This is a genomic window from Mesorhizobium sp. M1B.F.Ca.ET.045.04.1.1 (assembly GCF_003952465.1).
GTDB lineage: Bacteria > Pseudomonadota > Alphaproteobacteria > Rhizobiales > Rhizobiaceae > Mesorhizobium > Mesorhizobium shonense.
Genome location: NZ_CP034448.1, coordinates 3,301,156 through 3,319,755, shown reverse-complemented (window position 1 = coordinate 3,319,755; position 18,600 = coordinate 3,301,156). Strand labels below are relative to the sequence as shown.

Annotated in this window: 19 protein-coding genes and 1 pseudogene; 16 read left to right on the top strand and 4 right to left on the bottom strand. The window is 60.2% G+C overall.

Annotated elements, in window-relative coordinates; all coding sequences use genetic code 11:
• The first annotated feature begins 134 nt into the window (after positions 1-134).
• The 10 genes and pseudogenes from EJ071_RS16170 to EJ071_RS16125 all read left to right on the top strand — a co-directional run bounded on the left by EJ071_RS16170 (position 135) and on the right by EJ071_RS16125 (position 11,285).
• Entirely contained in the window at positions 135-353 is a 219-nt protein-coding gene (locus tag EJ071_RS16170; RefSeq protein ID WP_126098734.1) for a hypothetical protein, read from the top strand.
• 752 nt (positions 354-1,105) lie between these two features.
• Complete coding sequence (locus EJ071_RS16165; protein ID WP_126098733.1) at positions 1,106-1,834, top strand: response regulator transcription factor; 729 nt, start codon at positions 1,106-1,108, stop codon at positions 1,832-1,834.
• A 412-nt stretch (positions 1,835-2,246) separates the two neighbouring features.
• Positions 2,247-2,918, top strand: a complete 672-nt coding sequence (locus EJ071_RS16160; protein WP_245460270.1) for a GHMP kinase — start codon at positions 2,247-2,249, stop codon at positions 2,916-2,918.
• A gap of 17 nt (positions 2,919-2,935) precedes the next feature.
• Positions 2,936-3,979 (top strand): cysteine synthase family protein, encoded by a 1,044-nt coding sequence (locus EJ071_RS16155; RefSeq protein ID WP_126098732.1) that lies wholly within the window; start codon positions 2,936-2,938, stop codon positions 3,977-3,979.
• A gap of 123 nt (positions 3,980-4,102) precedes the next feature.
• A complete protein-coding gene (locus EJ071_RS16150) occupies positions 4,103-5,359 on the top strand; it encodes an MFS transporter (protein ID WP_126098731.1) in 1,257 nt (418 codons plus the stop codon).
• Positions 5,360-5,382: 23 nt separating this feature from the next.
• Positions 5,383-5,877, top strand: coding sequence for a GNAT family N-acetyltransferase (locus EJ071_RS16145; RefSeq protein WP_189521494.1), 495 nt, complete (start codon positions 5,383-5,385; stop codon positions 5,875-5,877).
• 151 nt (positions 5,878-6,028) lie between these two features.
• Positions 6,029-7,258 (top strand): MmgE/PrpD family protein, encoded by a 1,230-nt coding sequence (locus EJ071_RS16140; protein WP_126098729.1) that lies wholly within the window; start codon positions 6,029-6,031, stop codon positions 7,256-7,258.
• A 194-nt stretch (positions 7,259-7,452) separates the two neighbouring features.
• On the top strand, positions 7,453-9,753 hold the full coding sequence (locus EJ071_RS16135) for an FdhF/YdeP family oxidoreductase (RefSeq protein ID WP_126098728.1): 2,301 nt from the start codon (positions 7,453-7,455) through the stop codon (positions 9,751-9,753).
• 217 nt (positions 9,754-9,970) lie between these two features.
• Positions 9,971-10,699, top strand: coding sequence for a DUF4142 domain-containing protein (locus tag EJ071_RS16130; RefSeq protein ID WP_126102611.1), 729 nt, complete (start codon positions 9,971-9,973; stop codon positions 10,697-10,699).
• Positions 10,700-10,720: 21 nt separating this feature from the next.
• Positions 10,721-11,285 (top strand): annotated as a pseudogene (locus EJ071_RS16125) (hypothetical protein).
• A gap of 259 nt (positions 11,286-11,544) precedes the next feature.
• Here the strand turns inward: EJ071_RS16125 and EJ071_RS16120 are convergent.
• Entirely contained in the window at positions 11,545-11,808 is a 264-nt protein-coding gene (locus EJ071_RS16120) for a hypothetical protein (RefSeq protein WP_126098727.1), read from the bottom strand.
• 251 nt (positions 11,809-12,059) lie between these two features.
• Between EJ071_RS16120 and EJ071_RS16115 the strand changes: the two genes are divergently transcribed.
• The 4 genes from EJ071_RS16115 to EJ071_RS16095 all read left to right on the top strand — a co-directional run bounded on the left by EJ071_RS16115 (position 12,060) and on the right by EJ071_RS16095 (position 15,146).
• Positions 12,060-13,820: a thiamine pyrophosphate-dependent enzyme gene (locus tag EJ071_RS16115; protein WP_126098726.1), complete on the top strand. Its 1,761-nt coding sequence runs from the start codon at positions 12,060-12,062 to the stop codon at positions 13,818-13,820.
• 244 nt (positions 13,821-14,064) lie between these two features.
• The gene (locus tag EJ071_RS16110) at positions 14,065-14,268 is read left to right on the top strand and encodes a hypothetical protein (RefSeq protein ID WP_126098725.1); all 204 of its coding nucleotides are present in this window, start codon (positions 14,065-14,067) and stop codon (positions 14,266-14,268) included.
• 490 nt (positions 14,269-14,758) lie between these two features.
• Positions 14,759-14,971, top strand: coding sequence for a hypothetical protein (locus EJ071_RS16100; protein WP_126098723.1), 213 nt, complete (start codon positions 14,759-14,761; stop codon positions 14,969-14,971).
• A gap of 22 nt (positions 14,972-14,993) precedes the next feature.
• On the top strand, positions 14,994-15,146 hold the full coding sequence (locus EJ071_RS16095) for a hypothetical protein (protein ID WP_245460269.1): 153 nt from the start codon (positions 14,994-14,996) through the stop codon (positions 15,144-15,146).
• A 68-nt stretch (positions 15,147-15,214) separates the two neighbouring features.
• Here EJ071_RS16095 and EJ071_RS16090 read toward each other — a convergent pair whose 3' ends face one another.
• The 3 genes from EJ071_RS16090 to EJ071_RS16080 all read right to left on the bottom strand — a co-directional run bounded on the left by EJ071_RS16090 (position 15,215) and on the right by EJ071_RS16080 (position 16,714).
• Positions 15,215-15,817: a diguanylate cyclase gene (locus EJ071_RS16090; RefSeq protein WP_126098722.1), complete on the bottom strand. Its 603-nt coding sequence runs from the start codon at positions 15,815-15,817 to the stop codon at positions 15,215-15,217.
• Positions 15,818-15,839: 22 nt separating this feature from the next.
• Positions 15,840-16,187 carry a hypothetical protein gene (locus EJ071_RS16085; protein WP_126098721.1) on the bottom strand — a complete coding sequence of 116 codons (348 nt, stop codon included), beginning with the start codon at positions 16,185-16,187 and terminating at the stop codon, positions 15,840-15,842.
• Positions 16,188-16,288: 101 nt separating this feature from the next.
• Positions 16,289-16,714, bottom strand: coding sequence for a hypothetical protein (locus EJ071_RS16080; protein ID WP_126098720.1), 426 nt, complete (start codon positions 16,712-16,714; stop codon positions 16,289-16,291).
• Positions 16,715-17,694: 980 nt separating this feature from the next.
• Between EJ071_RS16080 and EJ071_RS16075 the strand changes: the two genes are divergently transcribed.
• Together EJ071_RS16075 and EJ071_RS16070 are read left to right on the top strand one after the other, a co-directional pair.
• Positions 17,695-17,973 carry a hypothetical protein gene (locus EJ071_RS16075; protein WP_126098719.1) on the top strand — a complete coding sequence of 93 codons (279 nt, stop codon included), beginning with the start codon at positions 17,695-17,697 and terminating at the stop codon, positions 17,971-17,973.
• A 12-nt stretch (positions 17,974-17,985) separates the two neighbouring features.
• On the top strand, positions 17,986-18,306 hold the full coding sequence (locus EJ071_RS16070; RefSeq protein WP_126098718.1) for a hypothetical protein: 321 nt from the start codon (positions 17,986-17,988) through the stop codon (positions 18,304-18,306).
• Positions 18,307-18,600: the final 294 nt, after the last annotated feature.

Below are 18,600 nucleotides of genomic sequence, written 5' to 3'. Positions count from 1 at the left end.
CAAGTATCCAAAGGGCGATTGTATATTTGACAAACCAGACGTTAGCCCCGGACCTCGGTCCGACCCTAATTGACTCGAAGCTGACTTTTTTTGGGTGTATCGTCTTCCAGTATCGATGAGGGAGGGAGGCCGGTATGTTGCCCCATGGAATGGCGGATTCCGCCCAGCTCGGCATTCTCACAAAAGCTTTGAACGACTACTGTGCAAAGCATCCCGCCGAGTGCCAGGATGAGCGCGACCGGGAACAGATCGCCATCATGGTGATGAGCCTTTTCAGGCGAGGCATTGAAGACGCCGAGCAGCTATCGACAGAGCTTGAGCGCGTAGCGAACGGGAAGCTGGCCCGGCATTAGGAAAAACTCATAACTCGGGTGAACCTTTTGCGCCGCTCCGCACTTATTAGCCCATGCCTCGGTTCTACTTCGATCTCTCCCATAGCGGGGAGGTTTACCACGATGCCGGTGGAACCAACCTTCCAACCCCACTGGCGGCGCAGGATCGCGCCATCGAAATCGTGAGCAGGTTCGTGGCGGTGCCGACGACCCACGGAGAGACCCGCGATATAGTCTGCACAGTCCGCGATATCGGCGGACACGAGGTTATGAGGGTCACATCTGTGTCCGGCATTCCGGTTATCATCGACCCAGGACTTTCAAACTGACCCCCTACCGGCCCTGAATGCCCGGGCCGCTTATTTGGGTGCCAAAAAGCCGTTGTTCCAGAAGTTTTGGCCTTGTCGCGCCCACATGACGAAGACGATCGTCTGCCTCTGTTGCTCGACCCGACGATACGGCTATGCGCCAATCTGTCGACCCCCACATCAAGGTCACCGATCCCAAGTACTCTCGCCGAAAATCGAATATGCCTCTAACTGCGCAGTGCCTGGCCGTTCGGGGTTCTGCCGAGAGACAAAGTTCGTGCCGCAAAACAACTGTTCCAGCGCTCGTTCCTTGTGCCTGCAGGCGAACTCTGAGAGCTTGTTGAGGAACCGCTCAGATCGTTTGCGGTTTGCCGATCCAGTTGTCGCGCAGGAGCCAGAAAGGGTGATCTTCACGCCATTCTTCCCTCGGCCGGGTCTGCCTTCCAAAGCCACGTCGCCAAGTTCATGAAGCCACTCGTCGCGATCTACACGCAAGACCCGCAGTTCTATCTGATGCTCGGCCATATATTGGAGGTGGACGGGTTCTCGGTGTCGCTGGCGGCAAGCGTGGAGGAAACGTTCGAGCTCGCCGCGGAGAAGTCGATCCGCGCCGTCGTGCTCGACTGCAGGCCAGGAAACCTGCTGGTGGAGGAGGCAGCACGCCTCAAGCAAGACCCGCGCACCAGCACGCTCGCCTACATCGCCTTGGTGCCGCCTGGCGCAGGCCAGCACCATATTGCGCTCCTGAAGTCCGGCATCGATGAATGCCTTGCCGCACCGTTCGCGCCAGCAAGGCTGATAGACTACTTGCACTCGAGGCTTGCGATTAGCCGTTCACCGGGATCCGTCAAAGCCAAATCTCTCGCCTACGGCGAGGTCGAAATGAATATCGACACATACCGGATTCGCTGCGGTGGCAGGCAAGTGTCGTTGGGTCCGATCGAGTTCAAGTTGCTGCGGCACATGCTTGAACATCCCGAAAAGGTGATCGGCCGGAACGAGTTGATCGCGGCAGGCTGGCCTTCAAAGGACAACGTCAGCGCGCGGACCGTCGATGTTCACATAAGTCAATTGCGAAAGCTGCTGCACCAGAACTGTGCAAGCGCCTTTATCCTCACCGTCAGGCTGGCCGGTTATGCGCTGCGCAAAAGGCGGGGCGAGCATCCAGGGCAGCGGCTGGCCGGCGGCAGATGATCCGTTTTCAAGGTGTGTTTGTTGTGCGTTAAGACGACGCAACGTTATTTTATGATTATGAGCTTTTGAGTCAGCAGGCGTATAAATGGTAACTGACAATAAAACTTTCTTCTTGGAGAATTTGCAAATTAATAGTTGATGATGACCCTTATGGCCTGCAGAAATACCATCAATGATGGGTGTATTTTGCGGGGGTCACCAGATGTCGAATCTCATTGGATACGCCGAGGCCATCGGGCATCACGGCGAATTGGTACAGGGCCTGTTTGAGGACACAGGCGTGCATTTCCGACGCGCCCTGGTTTCGTTGCCCTGCCGTCATCTTAAGACGAGGGCCTCGTTCAGGGCGCAGGTCGATCAACCTGTCACCGTGTCCCAGCCTCATTGTCAAAAGGCGCTTCGGGCGGCGCAAATGACCCTGCGCGCCTTTGGTCCGGAAGGCCTGGGCGGTGTCCTCTCGGTCGACAGCAATATCCCGATAGGCAGAGGGATGGGATCCTCGACCGCCGACGTGCTGGCGAGCATCCTGGCGGTGATGGATTGCTTGCGGATCGAAGCATCATCCGAACAAGTCATGCGCATTGCGGTTGGCGCCGAAATCGCTTGCGATTCCACCTTGTTCAGGCAGCAGGCGGTGTTGTTTGCGCATCGCGAAGGGCTGGTCATGGAGGCTTTCCGCAAGCCCTTGCCGGCCTTCGGTATCATCAGCGTGGACACCATGCCCGAAGCGACCGTCAACACGCTCGAGTTCGAGCCAGCGCGCTACGACGCGGCCGAGGTCGAGGCATTTCGACCCCTGCGCAGCCTGCTGCGGACCGCCGTCAATGAGGCAGACCCCCACCTGCTCGGCAAGGTCGCGACGGCAAGCGCACATCTAAACGAAAGGTTCTTGCCAAAACCGCGATTGGACGAGATCGAAGCCATCGGCGCCCGCTTCAGTGCCGTCGGCATCCAGGTCGCTCACAGCGGCACTGTCGTCGGGCTGCTGTTCGACAAGCACGATGCCGATGCCCCGCGCAACATCGAGCAGGCGGCAGACATGCTGAAGCGATCGGCGTTCGAGCCGACTATTTTTCACAGCTGATTGCCGGTGGGGTCGTCATGTCGAAGCGTGAGCTTATGCGCAAGCTGGAAGATTTCGAGAACCCCCGCATCGTCCCGCTCGATGGTTCCATGTACGGTGCAAGCTTCTTCCTGATGAAGCTTCTGCCGGCGCGCTTCATGTTGGAAAATGCCGCCGAGCGCGGTGATTTGAAACCTGGCGCAACCATTTGCGAATCCTCCTCCGGCACCTTTGGACTGGCGCTGGCCATGCTTGCGCTCCAGCATAGGCATAGGCTGGTTCTTGTCAGCGACTGGGCTCTCGACCGCCATCTGCATCGTCGTCTGAACGAGCTCGGCGCGGAGGTTACAATCGTCGACACGCCTGCCGTCTCGGGTGGTCTGCAACGAGCTCGGCTCGACCGGGTTCACGGCTATTTGCGGGAGCATCCGGGCAGCTACTGGCCCTGCCAATACGACAATGCCGACAATCCGCTTTCCTACGGCAAGGTCGCAGCACTCCTGATAGACCGCGTCGGCAGGATCGACTGCCTGGTCGGCCCTGTAGGCTCCGGCGGATCGATGTGCGGCACGTCGAGATATCTTCGCCCGCTCTTTCCCCACCTCTATACAATCGGCGTCGACACCCCGAACAGCGTCCTGTTCGGACAACCGAGCGGCAGGCTCAATCTCAGCGGTCTTGGCGGGAACATCCTGCCGAGGAATGTCGATCACAGTCAGTTCAACGAAATTCATTGGCTGACCCCGGCAGAGACCTATGCCGCCACGCACGACCTTCATCGCAGCCATGGTCTGTTCATGGGACCGACCAGCGGCGCGGCCTTCAGGGTCGGCCAGTGGTGGGCAAGGCGCAACCCCGGAAAGACCGTCGTCACACTGTTTCCCGACGAGGGCCATCGATATGTCGAGACCGTCTACGATCCGCAATGGCTTCAGTCCGCCACAAGCCGACCAGGCCGGGTCCGCGAGGATCCTGTAACCGTCGCTGCGCCGAACGATCCGATGCGCGGCTGGTCACGCTTCGGATGGGAGCGCCGATCGCTTGGGCAAGTACTGGGAGATACAGGACAAACGCCGGCCTAGCCGGGCTAGCGTGCGCCAATAGCGCAGCCGCAACAACCTCTGCGACGGCCTAACACCACACCGGTGAAGCGCAGATTGAGACTGCGGCATTGCCGCGAATAATTGCAACAGACGAGGACGGCCGTGGTGTTTTTAACCGGCAAGGCCGGGCAAGGGTCTATGCAGCGCCTGGGCTACCTGCCCCTTTATTCCATGCTGTTTGCGATGCAGTGCGCACGCAGCATGTTCATTGTTCTCATTTCCTGGTTCACATTGGAGATTACCGGAAACGTCACATCGGTTGGCAAGGTACTGATCTGCGGGCAATTGCTCGCATTCACCGTTGGCCCTTTCCTTGGACCACATCTCGATCGCCTCCCGCGACGTCGTCTGTTTGTCTTTGGTGAAACGCTGCATGCTGTCGGCGTTCTGCTGCTGTCGCTGGTCGCGGTGTGCCTTTCACCAATCGACATTCCCATAGCTGCGCTCTACGTCTGTGCCTGCCTGATATCGCTGGGTTCGCTCCTGTCGTATCCATGCAGTCAGGCCCTGCTGCAGCGGGCGGGCAAGGGCATGCTGGCCCGGGCCGTCGCCTTCAGCCTCTTTTGCATCCAGGTAGGCAACATTGTCGGCGCGGCGCTTGCGGGGCTCTGTCTTCCGCTCATAGGGGTCGGCGGCGGACTGACAATCTGCGCCGTCTGGTCCTTTGTGGCGGTTGCGTCCGCCTGGCTTCTCAAGCTCGACAACGATCGGTGCGTGCGAATGCCACGCGCCAACCATGGCCTGCTTTTGCTGGCGGGAGTGGTGTCGACGGTCGGCAATCCCAGACTGAGAGCGTCTTTATGCGCGCTGATGCTCGCCTATGCGTCGGCCCACGCCTCCAACGCACTGCTTGGCGGTTTCGCTCGCGACGATTTGAAACTCCCGGGCGAGCTCTATGGCTGGATCGCCGCGATGTACTCGGGCGGCGGCCTGCTGGGCAGCGCTGTTCTTGCAAGGTTCGTCGACAAGCTCAATGCGAGCGTTTTCATGGCGGTCGGTTCCGTCCTGGTCTCACTCGCCACTGCACTCCTGTCCACCGCCCAAACCCTTGCCGAGGCCATGCTGTGGCAAGGTCTGATCGGCCTGTCGTTCATGATGATCCGCGTCGCCGGCGACGTGGCGGTGTTGAAAGCCATGCCTAACCGCATGGTTGGACGTGTTCGCAGCAATATCGAGGCAGGGATCGGTTTGGCCGCGATCGCCGTCTACCTCATCGCGAGCTTCAGCAATTTGGGAGCAAGGCACACATTCCTCGGCCTTTCCGGTCTGTTTGCCTGTGCTGCCATCGCAGTCGTTTCGCTGGAGCGCGGTCAGTTGAGAGCCGCAGCACCGTCTACGCCGCGCCAGCCGCGGCGTTGAGCAAACTCATCCAGGAGAGTCCCGTGCACGTGGAGCTACAAGGCGTGGCGGTTTCGGACAGGGAGATCATCAGGAGAGTCTGGCTTCCCGAGGACCAGGAGCAGTATGCCGGTTCGATCGATGCGGTGTTCGATGATCTTGCAAAGAACGGTCATCCTGGCAACCAGCACCCTTTCGCCGTCGTTTCCTGCGGCGCGCCCGTCGGCTTCTTCGTCCTGCGGGAAAGAGAAAGCGTGCCAGATTGGTCACCACCAGATGTCATCACACTGCACAGCTTCAGAATCTCGTTGGCCTGCCAGGGAAAAGGCCTCGGCCGCGCTGCAGTCGGTTTGGCGATCTCCTGGATCGGCAAGAACCGTCCTCTTGTCAGGCGCATGATGCTCGCCGTCAATGCACGTAACGCCCAGGCTAGAACTGCCTATTTGCGCTACGGTTTTGTCGACACCGGCATGCGCGTTGCCGGTCCGATCGGGGATCAGCACGTCCTTTCCATCGATGTTTCTGGTCGTGGCACCTGAATTCGCTTTTCCTCCTGTCAGGTCAGGTATACTAGGTATCCTTTATGGAGGAGAATGCGATGGCTTTTGTAATGGAACGCTTGGCTGATTTCGCCGGCAACATGCGGGCGCACCAACTGACGGACGAGGTGATCGACAAGCGCTACGGGCCGTGCTCGATACAGTGGCCGCGCTCGTTGCAGGGGTCCCGACTGACAACGCCAGACTTTCGGCTTTGGCGGCAAAAGGGTGCTTCGGGCCCGGTCGGGCTGCGGTATGGTTCACCGATCACAAGCTTCATCCTTTGGGAGCGCTGTTTGCGAATTGCGCAGCCGCCAGCTCGCTCGACATTGATGACGGCCACTGCCGCGCAGCAGGTCATCCGGGAGCGGCCATCGTGCCGGCGGCCCTGGCCGAGGCCGCCCGCCTCGGCCGCGACGGCAGGGACCTTCTTGCCGCGATCGCAATTGGTTACGACGTCGCCCTGCGGATTGCAGCAGCGAGGCGATTTACCGACGCAATGAGTTTCGCAAGCGGCCAATGGACGGGGTTTGGAGCCGCAGCCGCAGTCGGATGGCTTCGCCACCTTCCAATCCCGCAACTCGCGCATGCTATGGCGATCGCTGGCGCCGAAGCCCCGCAAAACCTGCCGCAAGGTGACTGCAGGGCGAGTTCCGTCAAGGGTAGCAGCCCTTGGTCAACCGTCGCGGCAATGTTCGCGCTCGACCGGGCACAATATGGAATGACCGGGTCGATCGACATGCTGGACCGCGATCACGCCTACGACATTGCGGCAATCATCGCAGGGCTCGGCGACCGTTGGCTGATTACCGAGACGTATCTGAAGCCGTATGCTGCCTGCCGATACACTCACCCAGTCATAGACGCTGTGTTGAAACTGCTTGCCGACCGATCCGACGACGAACCGATTAGCCGGATCCAGATCGATATCTTTCCCGAAGCCCGCAAGCTGCCCAACGAGACGGCGCCAAAATCCCTCGAGGGCGCACAGTTTTCGGTTCCTTTCGCCGCGGCGCTCGCGGCGGTCAGGGGGGCCGAAGCGTTCCGTCCCTTGCGTCCTGAATCCCTGGCGGACGAAACGGTCATTGCGCTGGCCGAGAAAGTCGAAGTTCGCTATCCGACCGACCTCGGGGGTCATTTCCCGAACAGTACCCCCGCGCGAGTGACAATGATGTTGGGTCAGCGCCAGGCCATGGCGGATGTGCCCCTGCCCCTTGGTGATGCCAACAATCCCATGGGTCAATCAGCCATCGAAACGAAGTTTCGTGATCTGGCCGGTGACATGCTCTCGCCAAGCGAGTGCGACAGTCTCATCCAAGCCGTCACCATGCTAAAACAGGACAAACTCTCTCCTCTCCTGAAGTGCCTAAATGCCCATTAACTCGCACGGGCTGTCTGTCTGGAAAGCGCCTGATCTCGGACGCAGAGTTCGCCTGCGGTGCCGGAGCAGGCATATCCGCATTGTTCGGCGTGGAGCCCTGAACGCCGGCGGCGTTGTAGCGTTTTGACAAAGGGGAAGCGGAACAACTGCGTCCCATTCCGGTTTCCTTCTGCTTCCCTTCTTGGACAAATCGCATGGAACCCGCTGTTACCGATCACGTGGAAATCAAGAAATACAATCATCCGACCGGAGGATGGGGCTCGCTCAAATCCCTGATCCGCAACGCTCGCGACCAGGGGCTGCTGCTGTCGGACATATGGAGCACATTACTGAAGCAGAACAAGGCGGACGGCTATATGTGCGTCTCCTGCTCATGGGCAAAGCCGGCCAAGCCGCGGCCTTTCGAGTTCTGCGAGAACGGCGCCAAGGCCACAATGTGGGAGCAGACCAGGAAACGCTGCGAACCGTCCTTCTTCGCGGCCCACAGCCTGACCGAACTCCTGGACTGGCCGGATCACGATCTGGAGGAACAGGGACGGCTGACAGAGCCAATGCGGTACAACAGCACCACCGACAAATATGAACCAGTGGCTTGGCCAGATGCGTTCGGCGATATAGGCGCGCAACTCAGGCGCCTGGACCCAAACTCCGTGGTCTTCTACACCTCCGGACGCGCCTCGCTCGAGGCCTCGTTCATGTATCAGCTCTTCGCCCGGATCTACGGTTCTTCGAACCTCCCCGATTCCTCGAACATGTGCCACGAATCGACGTCGGTCGGCCTGCCGGAATCGATCGGCTCTCCTGTCGGCACGGTGCAACTGGAGGACTTCGCCAAAGCTGACATGATGTTCTTCTTCGGCCACAACACCGGAGTCACCGCGCCGCGGCTGCTGCATCCCATCGAGGACGCCCGTCAGCGCGGCGTGCCGATCATCACCTTCAATCCTCTGCGCGAGCGCGGTCTGGTGAGATTCAAGAACCCGCAGAACCCGGTCGAGATGCTCTCGCCGGGCCCGGGGACGAAAATGTCGAGCGACTTCTTCCAGGTCCGGGCCGGCGGAGACATCGCAGCCATGACAGGCATCGCCAAGGCGGTACTGGCGCTCGACGACGCGGCCACGGAACGCGGCGCAAACCGTGTCCTCGACACCGCCTTCATCGCGGAGCATACGGCGGGCTTTGTCGAATTTGAGGCCTATCTGAGGGCCGCCGACTGGGAAAGCATCGTTCGACGCTCAGGCATCTCCCGAGCTGATCTGGAACATGTCGCAGAGATCTACAGCCTGGCCAATGCAGTGATCGGCAACTACGGCATGGGCCTTACCCAGCATCGCCATGGGACCGAAAACGTGCAGATGCTGTGCAATCTCCTGCTCATGCGCGGCAATGTCGGCAAGCCTGGGGCCGGCGTGTCGCCGTTGCGCGGGCACTCCAACGTCCAGGGACAGCGCACTGTCGGCATTTCCGAAAAACCGGAGCTCGTCCCGCTCGACAAATTCCAGGAATTCTATGGGTTCGAGCCGCCGCGGCAAAAAGGCCTCGACACGGTCGAGACCTGCGAGGGCGTGATCGACGGGCGGGTTCATGGTTTCGTCGGGCTCGGCGGTAATTTCGTGCGAGCCGTGCCTGAAACCGGGCTGGTCGAGAAGGCGTGGCGGAACCTCGACCTGCACGTCGAGGTCGCGACCAAGCTCAACCGCAGCCATCTCATTCCTGGGAAGGTGACATATCTGCTGCCATGCCTTTCGCGGCTGGAGAAGGACGTCCAGGCCAGCGGTCCGCAGTGGCTCTCGATCGAGGATTCAACAGCCTGCATTCATGGCTCGTTCGGCTCACGGCCAAAACCAAGCGAACACCTTTTATCGGAGCCGAGCATCGTCGCGGAACTGGCGAAGGCGACGGTCGCCGGCAAGAGCTCGGTCCCTTGGGACGACTGGGTTGCGGACTACTCTCGCATCCGCGACGAGATCGAGCGCTGCTTCCCGGCACATTTCAAGGACTTCAACAAGCGCTTTCTCACGCCGGGCGGTTTCCATCGCGACATCAAGGCGTCCAAGCGCGTCTGGCAAACCCCAAACAAGAAGGCGAACTTCAAACTGCCCACGACGCTGGAAGCCGATCCGGATATCGATATTTCCGGCAAAAATGTGCTGACCCTTACAACCGTCCGGTCCAACGACCAGTTCAATACGACAGTCTACGGCTATCGCGACCGGCTGCGCGGTATCATCGGAACGCGAATGGTGCTGCTGATGAATGAGGAAGACATCCGGCGGATGGGACTCAGCGAGGGACAGGAAGTCGATCTTGAGACGCACGCCGATGACGGAGTTGAGCGACGGGTAAGAGGATTGCGTGTTACGCCGTACTCCATTCCGAGCGGCAATTGCGCGGGTTACTATCCGGAACTCAACCCGTTGGTACCGCTCTGGCATCGCGCCCATAAGGCCCACGTGCCCGCGGCGAAGTCGGTGCCGGTGCGGCTGATCTCGTAGCGCAATCAGGTCCAAGCGGAGAGGACGGATTCCATCTCGACGGTCTCGACCTGTTGCGCGAACCGCTGATGATGTCATCGGGGCCGCTGTGGTCACAGGCGGCGGGACGGATGTCTGCGTGCTGGCAACGGTCCTGGGCGCTGAAAAATTGGACAGCTGCGACTGGAACAAAGCCTTAAGACCGTTGTTCGGCTCCATCGAGCAAAGGAGTTTGAACATGAACGCGCGCACGCTTTTTGCACCGCTGGCCTTCGCCATGGCGTCGTTTGCCTTCCCGGCAGTCGCCGCCGACACTGCGCAGACCTTTGTCGACAAGGCCGCCATCGGCGGAATGTTCGAGGTGGAATCCAGCAAGCTCGCGCAGGACAGAGCCAAGGACCAACAGGTCAAGAATTTCGCCGAGAGGATGATTGCCGATCACGGCGCGGCGAACGAGAAGCTGAAAAAGATCGCCACCGAGCAGAAGCTGCAGGTGCCGGCTCAACCCGATGCTGCGCATAAGAGCGACCTGGAAAAGCTGCAGAACACGACGAAAGGGTTTGACCAGCCTTATGTCGACATACAGCGCAGTGCGCATGCCGATGCGGTGAACCTCTTCCAATCCTACGCCAACGACGGCGACAACCCCAGTCTGAAGGCATTCGCGGCGCAAACCCTTGCGACACTGAAGATGCATCAGGACATGATCGAGAAGATCGCCGCGGCCAACGCAGGCATGCCGGCAGTCAAGTCGGCATCGACACCCAAGCCATCTGCCCCGGTTCCGGGTGCCAACAGCTTCACCGAAGCACAGGCAAAAAACCGAATCCAGGACGCTGGCTATACCGACATCTCGCCGCTCGCCAAGGATGACGAGGGCGTCTGGCGCGGCCAGGCGAAGAAAGACGGCAAACCAATCTCCGTCGCGCTCGATTACCAGGGAAATGTCTTTGCCGGCCAACAATAATCACCAAAGGAGACATTCAAGATGCAAACGATCACAGCGCTATTCGACGACTATGACGATGCCGCCGACGCCGTGGGCGAACTTGGAGTCCATGGGTGTGCCGACATCGGACCTCAGCATCATCGCCAATAATGCCGATGGTCGGCATTCCTCCTCGGCGGCCGAGGATGCAGCCAGCGGCGCCGGGATCGGGGCGGTCGTGGGCGGCGCGGGAGGCTTGGCGACCGGGCTCGGCGCCATGGCGATACCTGGTGTCGGCCCGGTCGTGGCGGCCGGTTGGCTGGCGGCGACGGCCGCGGGCGCAGTTGCCGGCGCGGTCGTGGGTGGCGCGGCGGGCGGCATCATTGGCAGCCTGACTGATGGTGCCGATGTGTCGGAAAGTGATGCGCATGTCTATGCCGAAGGCGTCCGCCGGGGCGGCACGCTGGTCACCGCTCGCGTCGAGGATGATCTCGCTCCGCAAGTCCAGGCGATCCTTCGCGACTCCAGATCCGTGGACGTCGCCAAGCGGCGGAACGAATACGAGGCAGGTGGCTGGACCGGATTCGATCCTGCGGCCGCAAATTACCGCCAGCACAGCAAATAAGGAGTTGGCGTGAGGCGAGTGCTGTTGCCGCTGACGGTAATTGTGCTGTTGGCGTGCTACTGAGCATTGGTCTACGTCCAGAGTGGCTGGCCAACGGCGCCGCTGAAGCGGACTCCCGAGCAGAACCAGGGCGGCAACGCACCCCAGGATACGTCTTCGGCGGCCGGCGTAAGAAAGAATCCGCAAGACAGCAACAAAATGCCTGGCAATCAATAAGCATAAGCGAGCGAGTTGCGTTCGCCCTGATCCGTCTGGCGGCTCACCCGCGCTCGACGAATTCGTTGAACCGGCTGGGCAAACCCTCAGAGGTTATGTCCTGATGCCAGAACGCAAGCTCGTTGTCGTCGAACATGGTGAAGAACTCTTCCCATTCGACGGGCTCCAAATCGTTTTCGTGCTGGCCGAAGTCCACACGTAGCACCGCGCCCTTCCCTGCATTTCGCGCGATCGCAGGCCTGCCTTCGCGGGCTTCTATCCACGCACGGATCACCTCGTGATTTGTGGTTTTCAGCGGCTCGCTCATTGTGAACCTTTCCGGCTCTGAACCTCTATTCCTGCTGCTTTCCTCATCTGCGGATTCGAGCCGTCCGGCTCGCTCGTTCCCACAAAATTCGCCCTTGGTAAGATCCGGGACGCCTATTCTCTCGGGCTTTGTTAGCTCGAAGCGATCCAACCCGATGCGGAGGGGATTGTTCCCCAGCCTTGTGACTATCCGGCCAAATGGAACCAACCGCCGCCCTGCTGGTTCGGAAGCCATTCAACGGAGCCTTACCTATGCCAAATGCAGCGGAAATTCTCGTCGACACTTTGATTGCCTGGAACGTCGAGGTCGTATTCGGCCTGCCCGGCGACGGGATCAATGGCATCATGGAGGCGCTGCGGAAAAGACAGCACGAAATCTCTTTTGTCCAGGTGCGTCATGAGGAGTCCGCCGCCTTCATGGCCTGCGCCTATGCCAAGTGGACCGGAAGGCTCGGCGTATGTCTTGCCACGTCCGGCCCAGGCGGCGCCCACCTTCTGACCGGGCTCTATGACGCCAAGCTCGATCAGGCTCCCGTGCTTGCAATTACCGGGATGCAATTCCACGATCTCATCGAGACATTCACCCAGCAGGACGTCGATTTGACGCGTGTCTTCAACGACGTCGCCGTCTACAACGTGCAGGTCTCGGACGCTGCGCATATGGAAAACGTGGCAAGCCTTGCCTGCCGAACCGCGCTCGCCCGCAAGGGCGTCGCCCATCTTTCGGTCGCCAGCGACATCCAGGAGCAGCCCTCCGATGCCGCCAAGCGTTCAAAGCGCAACCGTCCCGCGCATACGCCACAAAACATGTTCGTTCCTCATTGCGTCGCCGATAACGAGGAATTGGAAAAGGCGGCAGCTATCCTGAACGCCGCTAAGCGCGTGGCGATCCTGGCGGGGCGCGGCGCGATCGGTGCCGCGGCCGAGCTCGAGGAAACCGCTGGACTGCTTCAGGCGCCGATCATCAAGGCGCTGCTCGGCAAGGCCGTGCTCCCAGACGACCATCCCTACACCACGGGCGGCATCGGCATCTTGGGGACCTTGGCGTCGCAGCAGGCGATGGAAACTTGCGACGCCGTTCTCATTGTCGGCTCGACCTTTCCCTACATCGAATATTATCCGAAGCCGGGGCAGGCGCGCGGCGTTCAGATCGATTGTGACGCGCAGCGCATCGGTTTGCGGTTCCCGGTCGAGGCCGGCCTGGTTGGCGATGCAGCGGAAACGCTTCATGCACTTAACCGGAGGCTCAAGCCGAAGGCTGACGGCACGTTCCTCGCCGCGGCGCGGTCCGCCATGCACCAATGGCGAGAGATGATGCGCCAGTCGGAGGACAGCGAAGGCCATCCGCTCAAACCGCAACTGGTCGCCCGCGCATTCGGCGAACGGCTGGCCGACAATTCGATATTGGCTACGGATTCCGGTCAGAATACGGAACTTGCCGCACGCCATGTCGACCTTCGCGACGGGCAGGCCTTCGGCGTCTCTGGCGCGCTCGCCTCCATGGCCTGCGGGCTGAGCTATGCGATCGCCGCCGGCATTGCGTTTCCCGGCCGGCCGATCGCTGCAATTGTGGGTGACGGCGGGTTTGCCATGCAGCTCGGCGAGTTCTCCACAGCCGTGCGCTACGGCATTCCATTGAAGCTGCTGGTCATCAAGAACAACATGCTGAACCAGATCGCCTGGGAGCAGATGATGTTCCTCGGCAATCCGCAATTCGGTTGCGAATTGCAGCCGATCGATTTTGCCAAGGCCGCCGAGGCGATGGGCGGCAAAGGCTTCAGCATCGAGCAAGCCGACGAGGTCGAGCGCGTTCTCGACCAAGCCTTCGCCGCCGAAGGGGCGGTCGTCGTTCAGGCGCTCGTCGATGCCTACGAACCAATGATGCCGCCCAAGATGCCGCCCGATTACGCCAAGAATTTCCGAAAGGCGCTCCCGCAGACTCCGGGGCATGAACTGATCGAGCAAAACGTCGCGCGGGAGCCGGCAAAGACGATGATGGAAGCCGAAGGGTGACGCTGCCGCAAGCGCTTGCGCTTCCACCTTCCTGACCAGCCGCAGCGATTCGATACCTTGGGTCTGCTTTGATGAAACGACCGCCGTAACGCCGCTCGGACAAAGGGCGTTTCGGCGCGGGCAGCATACGGGAAATCACCCCTTCGGTGTCTAGGCAACACAGAGCGGATGTATCCGACATGAAGCCCGATCCGGAACCTTCGGCGCGTCTCCCGGTTCGTGAAGTATATAGCGAGGATTGGCCATGACCGGAAACCGACATCCAAAATCGAAAAAGCCAAGCGACGCCGATATGGGCACCAACCCTGGCATTGGAACATCCAAGGGCACCGTCAAGGAAGGCGACGAACTTGAACAGGGCGACAGCACGATCGAAGGCGATATCGAGAACGACACCACGGATGCTGGGGGGATCAATCCGCGGCAGAAGGTGCGGACCAACAAGTAATTCCAGGGGCGAATGACACCACGACTTCTTTACACGGGCACCGGGGTAGCGGCTAACTTCTGGCGCCTTTGCATCCTTCTACCGCTCGGCGATCGATGCGGGTGAGCCCAAATCGGCCGCGAGATTTTTCGTTGTCGGCCGCAGCCTGCGAAAACCGATCTGACGGATCCGAATAGGGGTTGGCCGGGTACTTTCTGGCGCCGGTCTCGCGGCGGTTCTCTCTTCTCTGCCCATAATCCCCTCCGATTGATCTGAGGGATAGCAACACCATGGGGAGAGCGTTCCCGACGCGGGCAATCATGCGGCCGCCCGATCAAGTCTGATGGAACAAATCCAACTACCCGATTGGGCGCGAATAAACGGAGGATCAGGAGGAAACGGCCATGGATAGGGAAGAACGGTAGTGTCTCAGCTTGAAATTTGCAGCGGCAAAACCGCCGCGATCCGGCCCGAACTCCTATATGCTTAGCGCAAGGCATGGAGGAAAGGCATGTCCCAAAAGAGTGACGTGCGCATGTGGCGTGAGGCTGGGAAACTTGCCGCATCGGGCGACTTTGAAGGATGGCAAGCCATCGAACGGGAGCTTCGTAGCAAAGGTTTCCCGCGCGCCAAGCTACTGCTTGATAACGATCGGATTCGCAACAAATTCGATAATCTCTGTAAGAGCGCACAGGAGAAACGTGCCGATGCCGACCGGACCTAAAGGCCAGAAGCGACCAGCCGACGTGATCGACAACGCCGTTAAGGTCATGCGCATTGCCACCGGCGAGGAAACCGAAGACGTGCAGGACGACCGCAAGAACGCCGCCGCGAAAGAGCTTGGATCGAAGGGCGGAAAGAAGCGCGCCGCCAATATGTCACCGGAGCGGCGCGCATAATTCGGGGTTGTTTTCCGGAAATTCCCCACCAGAGCGGCTGAGTGGCCTCAACGTGACCGGCGGCCTCCTCAGCGCATTGCCGTCTCACCAGCCTTGCTTCGCCGGGCCTTGGGAGGAACCAGCCGGCCGGAGTTGGCCCGCAAGCCTCTAAAGAACTCCTCCAGATAGGGCAGCAGTTCGAACAGCAAGATCACGGCCATAACCGTCACGATGTAGGCCACCGGCAGCTGTTGCTGTTTCCAGATGAGGTCGAAGCGAGCCTCCTCAGGCCCAACTCCGAAGAGCGCCAGGAACTGGCCCCAATGCAACGAGATCACGCTGACAAGCCCCATCAGCGGGATCATCTCCAAGAAACTGTGCACATGCTGTTCGATCGGGCTCACGGTGCGCGCGGTGGTCGCATAGCGTACGTCCCATATCGCGGTCGCTTCATGGATGACAAACACAATCATCATCACGGCGATCACCAGGGAATTGATCTCCATGAACATTGCCGCGAGCAGCGGAATGCCGACTTCGGCGAACATCAGCAGATGGATCAGCGATTCCTTTGCTCCAGTCGTGGATTCGATATGGGTCGCGCGATGGCAGAGCCAGTCGGCAAATCCGGCGATCAGCCAGACCGGCAGAACGAAATACATCAGTATCAGCACCATCGGATCGTTCAGCATTTATCGACGCTCCAGCCTTGACTTAGTCGTGCTGCTCCATGAGGTACTTACGCGAGCTCCCACCCGTGCCGACCCGTCGGGTCGAACTGCGCGCCAGGCAAATGGTTCCGAACGGTGCAACCGCGATGCGCACCGCAACTGCATTGGAGCGACTTCTCCCTGACCACGTATTCGTTGGCACGCCCTCTGAGAGCCTGCCCACGGCCAACCAAATGACAAGGCCTTGCAGCAGCAGTCCCCTTTCGAAAATAGGTGCAACGGAATCTCCGGTGCCGATCGGCTGGTCGAACGCACGCTGTGAAAGGGCCATCGAGGAAATCGAGACGAAGCCGGCCAAACAAACAACCGCCGATTGGCTGAGCGGCATCATGAACAAGATTGCCCGTTCGTGCGGACCAAGTTTGCTGCATTGACGTTGAAACATCGCCTGCGGCTGTCGCAACAGCCGCTTATCGGCATCATGGGTTTCAGTCAGCGCACAAAACGACTTCTCAGCCAGGCAAAAATACGATTGCCGGTGAGGATCTTGCGGACACGCTGAGCAGCCCAGCTGGCCTGCATGGTTGCGCCGGCATGACAGCTGCAGACGATTTCGTGCAGTTCCCAATCGGAGAGTTCAAAGAAGCGCCTGGCTTCACCATAGGTATCCGATTGCAAGCCCGACGCCCTGAGTAGCGGGTCCTCGAACGCAACCGTGAGCGGGGATCCTGCTGCGCGCGCTTCTTCCCGCATGCCCGGATAGAGATATTCGGTGCCGGTGAGCGCAGCGAGACAGCGCAACGGATCCCGGTCGAGCAATTCTGCCCACCTTTCTATCTTCTCAGTCTTTGTCGTGAGCGGCACGAGCGGGTTGACGTCCGCGAGTGCCTGCAGTTGGTCGAGCGTTTGGTGTTTCATGACTGGCTCCCGTCCATCCTTGACCGGTTCGTCCTGACGCAGGGCGGGCAGGCCCGCGTCCGAGGGACTAGGGGACGCGGGCCGATCAGGTTGCCCACCGATCTTCGGCAGACGCCAAGCAGCGGCGCCTGCACAACATCGAACTGGCAATCGTCCTCAATGTTCCGGAGGAAGATGGAATTCGTGCTCGGACCGGCATCGGCGGTGGATCGCGGGATATCCGAGCGGCACCGACTGATAACGGCCTACGCACAATCCAATTGCGGATCTCAAGCCCGACTACGATGCAGCGCGTTTCTCGATGATTGACTCGCGAGCTTGACCAGGTCCTGGATCGCCACCGGCTTCGAAAGGTACGGCGCATCGTGAAAGACGAGGAGCTTGGACGCGGGATCTTAGCCCCACTTGTGACGGCTGGCGGCGACACCACGCTGCCCGTCTAGGAGTTGGATGTCGATGATGGCGACATCCGGCCTGTTTGTCTTCCAACCCAGTTTCGGCTGCTCGCTCAGAGGCCACGCAGGCTACGTCGAACCCGCTTGCCATCAGTCCATTCACCACGGCCGAAGCGATCAGATTCTCGTCTCAGGATCGTGCCAAGGGCGCCCTCATACGGGCCTCCCTAGATTTGAATGTTTCCTGCGAGCCCAACAAAACACCTGCCGGCTGGTTCCATAGACAAGACGGGAGCTGGCTCTCGGCACAGGAGGGCCGGCAAATGGCATGGCGCTCAGTTACCCCTTCCGACGCCAGACTTTGCGGCATTGCCCGTCGGGAAAACGAAGCACTTCCTTTTGCGGCGCTTCATCGACATTGCCGACCGGATTGGGACCGGCCTGGACCAGGCCGTCATCTCGGGCGTGACGGAGTGAAATCACGTCAGGGGTGCTCAAAGCGATGCGTGATCTGAGCAGGCGGGCAAGCTTGGGGTGCAATCCCTCGCCTCTGGGTGCCGCCAGCATATCTAACGATAGGAAGGGATGCATCAGAATGCCCTTTCTTTGGCCATGCAGCCCGCGATCCTCATTCCGCCGCCGCCTTTTCGCGCCGCACTCTGTGAGTCCGGCATGCATTTCGGTTTTCGAGTACCTGCATCGCCGCCTCGTGAACTTGGCTTGATGAAGATTAAAGTCGTCCAACTGGAAAAGTTCCGGGCGCAGTCAAGACAGCGACCCGCGATGCCGGGCATGAGCTCGCGCGGCAGCGCTCTTCAAAATATCCGGTTGGAACAGCAGGGCCGCACAGATGTTTGGTTGTGAAGGAGCTGTCCTATGACCTCATCTAGCGAGCGAACACCTGCCGAGGACCGAGGCGAAATCCAGGCGGGCATGACTCAAGACAAGACGCCCGGATTCGATCCGGCCGCCGCGCCCCAGGAAACGGACGCTGAAGCAGGTGATGCCGCAATTTCCTCTCGTCCCGTGGCGCGGCACGAAGCAAAATTCACCAACCAGGCGAGCTTCGCCAACGCAATGCGGCGGCCCGACAACGCGCCCGGCCTTCAGCCGAGCAGGCCAGGGCCGGTGCTGGTGATCGCCGCGCTCGTGGCCCTGGCGGCCGTTGCTTTCCTCCTTGCCGCGCTGTTGAGGTAGTTTTGGAAGTCGTGCAAAGCAACACCCTTCCTCACCAAGTTTGCAACCGAAGGAGGTGATTTCGATGCTAAGCTTAAAGCGGCTTCTTCATCATCTGTGGCGCCGAAATGTCCAACCGACGGTCGATCCATCTCCGGTGGACGCAATCGTGCGGCTACTGCGTGAAACGAGGGATAAGGATTTGCGCGGCGGCAAAGGATAACGCCTTTCCCGCCCGGTCGAACCTACCGCGGCGGCTCCGCCGCCGATCGGCAGTCGGCGCAGTCTCGCCCATGCCTCGTTTCCAGCTGAACA

Excerpts from the sequence above, each read along its gene's own strand:
- EJ071_RS16170 (WP_126098734.1), top strand. The coding sequence starts at position 135 with ATGTTGCCCCATGGAATGGCGGATTCCGCCCAGCTCGGCATTCTCACA.
- EJ071_RS16165 (WP_126098733.1), top strand. The coding sequence starts at position 1,106 with ATGAAGCCACTCGTCGCGATCTACACGCAAGACCCGCAGTTCTATCTG.
- EJ071_RS16160 (WP_245460270.1), top strand. The coding sequence starts at position 2,247 with ATGACCCTGCGCGCCTTTGGTCCGGAAGGCCTGGGCGGTGTCCTCTCG.
- EJ071_RS16155 (WP_126098732.1), top strand. The coding sequence starts at position 2,936 with ATGTCGAAGCGTGAGCTTATGCGCAAGCTGGAAGATTTCGAGAACCCC.
- EJ071_RS16135 (WP_126098728.1), top strand. The coding sequence starts at position 7,453 with ATGGAACCCGCTGTTACCGATCACGTGGAAATCAAGAAATACAATCAT.
- EJ071_RS16130 (WP_126102611.1), top strand. The coding sequence starts at position 9,971 with ATGAACGCGCGCACGCTTTTTGCACCGCTGGCCTTCGCCATGGCGTCG.
- EJ071_RS16120 (WP_126098727.1), bottom strand. The coding sequence starts at position 11,808 with ATGAGCGAGCCGCTGAAAACCACAAATCACGAGGTGATCCGTGCGTGG.
- EJ071_RS16115 (WP_126098726.1), top strand. The coding sequence starts at position 12,060 with ATGCCAAATGCAGCGGAAATTCTCGTCGACACTTTGATTGCCTGGAAC.
- EJ071_RS16110 (WP_126098725.1), top strand. The coding sequence starts at position 14,065 with ATGACCGGAAACCGACATCCAAAATCGAAAAAGCCAAGCGACGCCGAT.
- EJ071_RS16100 (WP_126098723.1), top strand. The coding sequence starts at position 14,759 with ATGTCCCAAAAGAGTGACGTGCGCATGTGGCGTGAGGCTGGGAAACTT.
- EJ071_RS16090 (WP_126098722.1), bottom strand. The coding sequence starts at position 15,817 with ATGCTGAACGATCCGATGGTGCTGATACTGATGTATTTCGTTCTGCCG.
- EJ071_RS16085 (WP_126098721.1), bottom strand. The coding sequence starts at position 16,187 with ATGATGCCGCTCAGCCAATCGGCGGTTGTTTGTTTGGCCGGCTTCGTC.
- EJ071_RS16080 (WP_126098720.1), bottom strand. The coding sequence starts at position 16,714 with ATGAAACACCAAACGCTCGACCAACTGCAGGCACTCGCGGACGTCAAC.
- EJ071_RS16075 (WP_126098719.1), top strand. The coding sequence starts at position 17,695 with ATGCATCAGAATGCCCTTTCTTTGGCCATGCAGCCCGCGATCCTCATT.
- EJ071_RS16070 (WP_126098718.1), top strand. The coding sequence starts at position 17,986 with ATGACCTCATCTAGCGAGCGAACACCTGCCGAGGACCGAGGCGAAATC.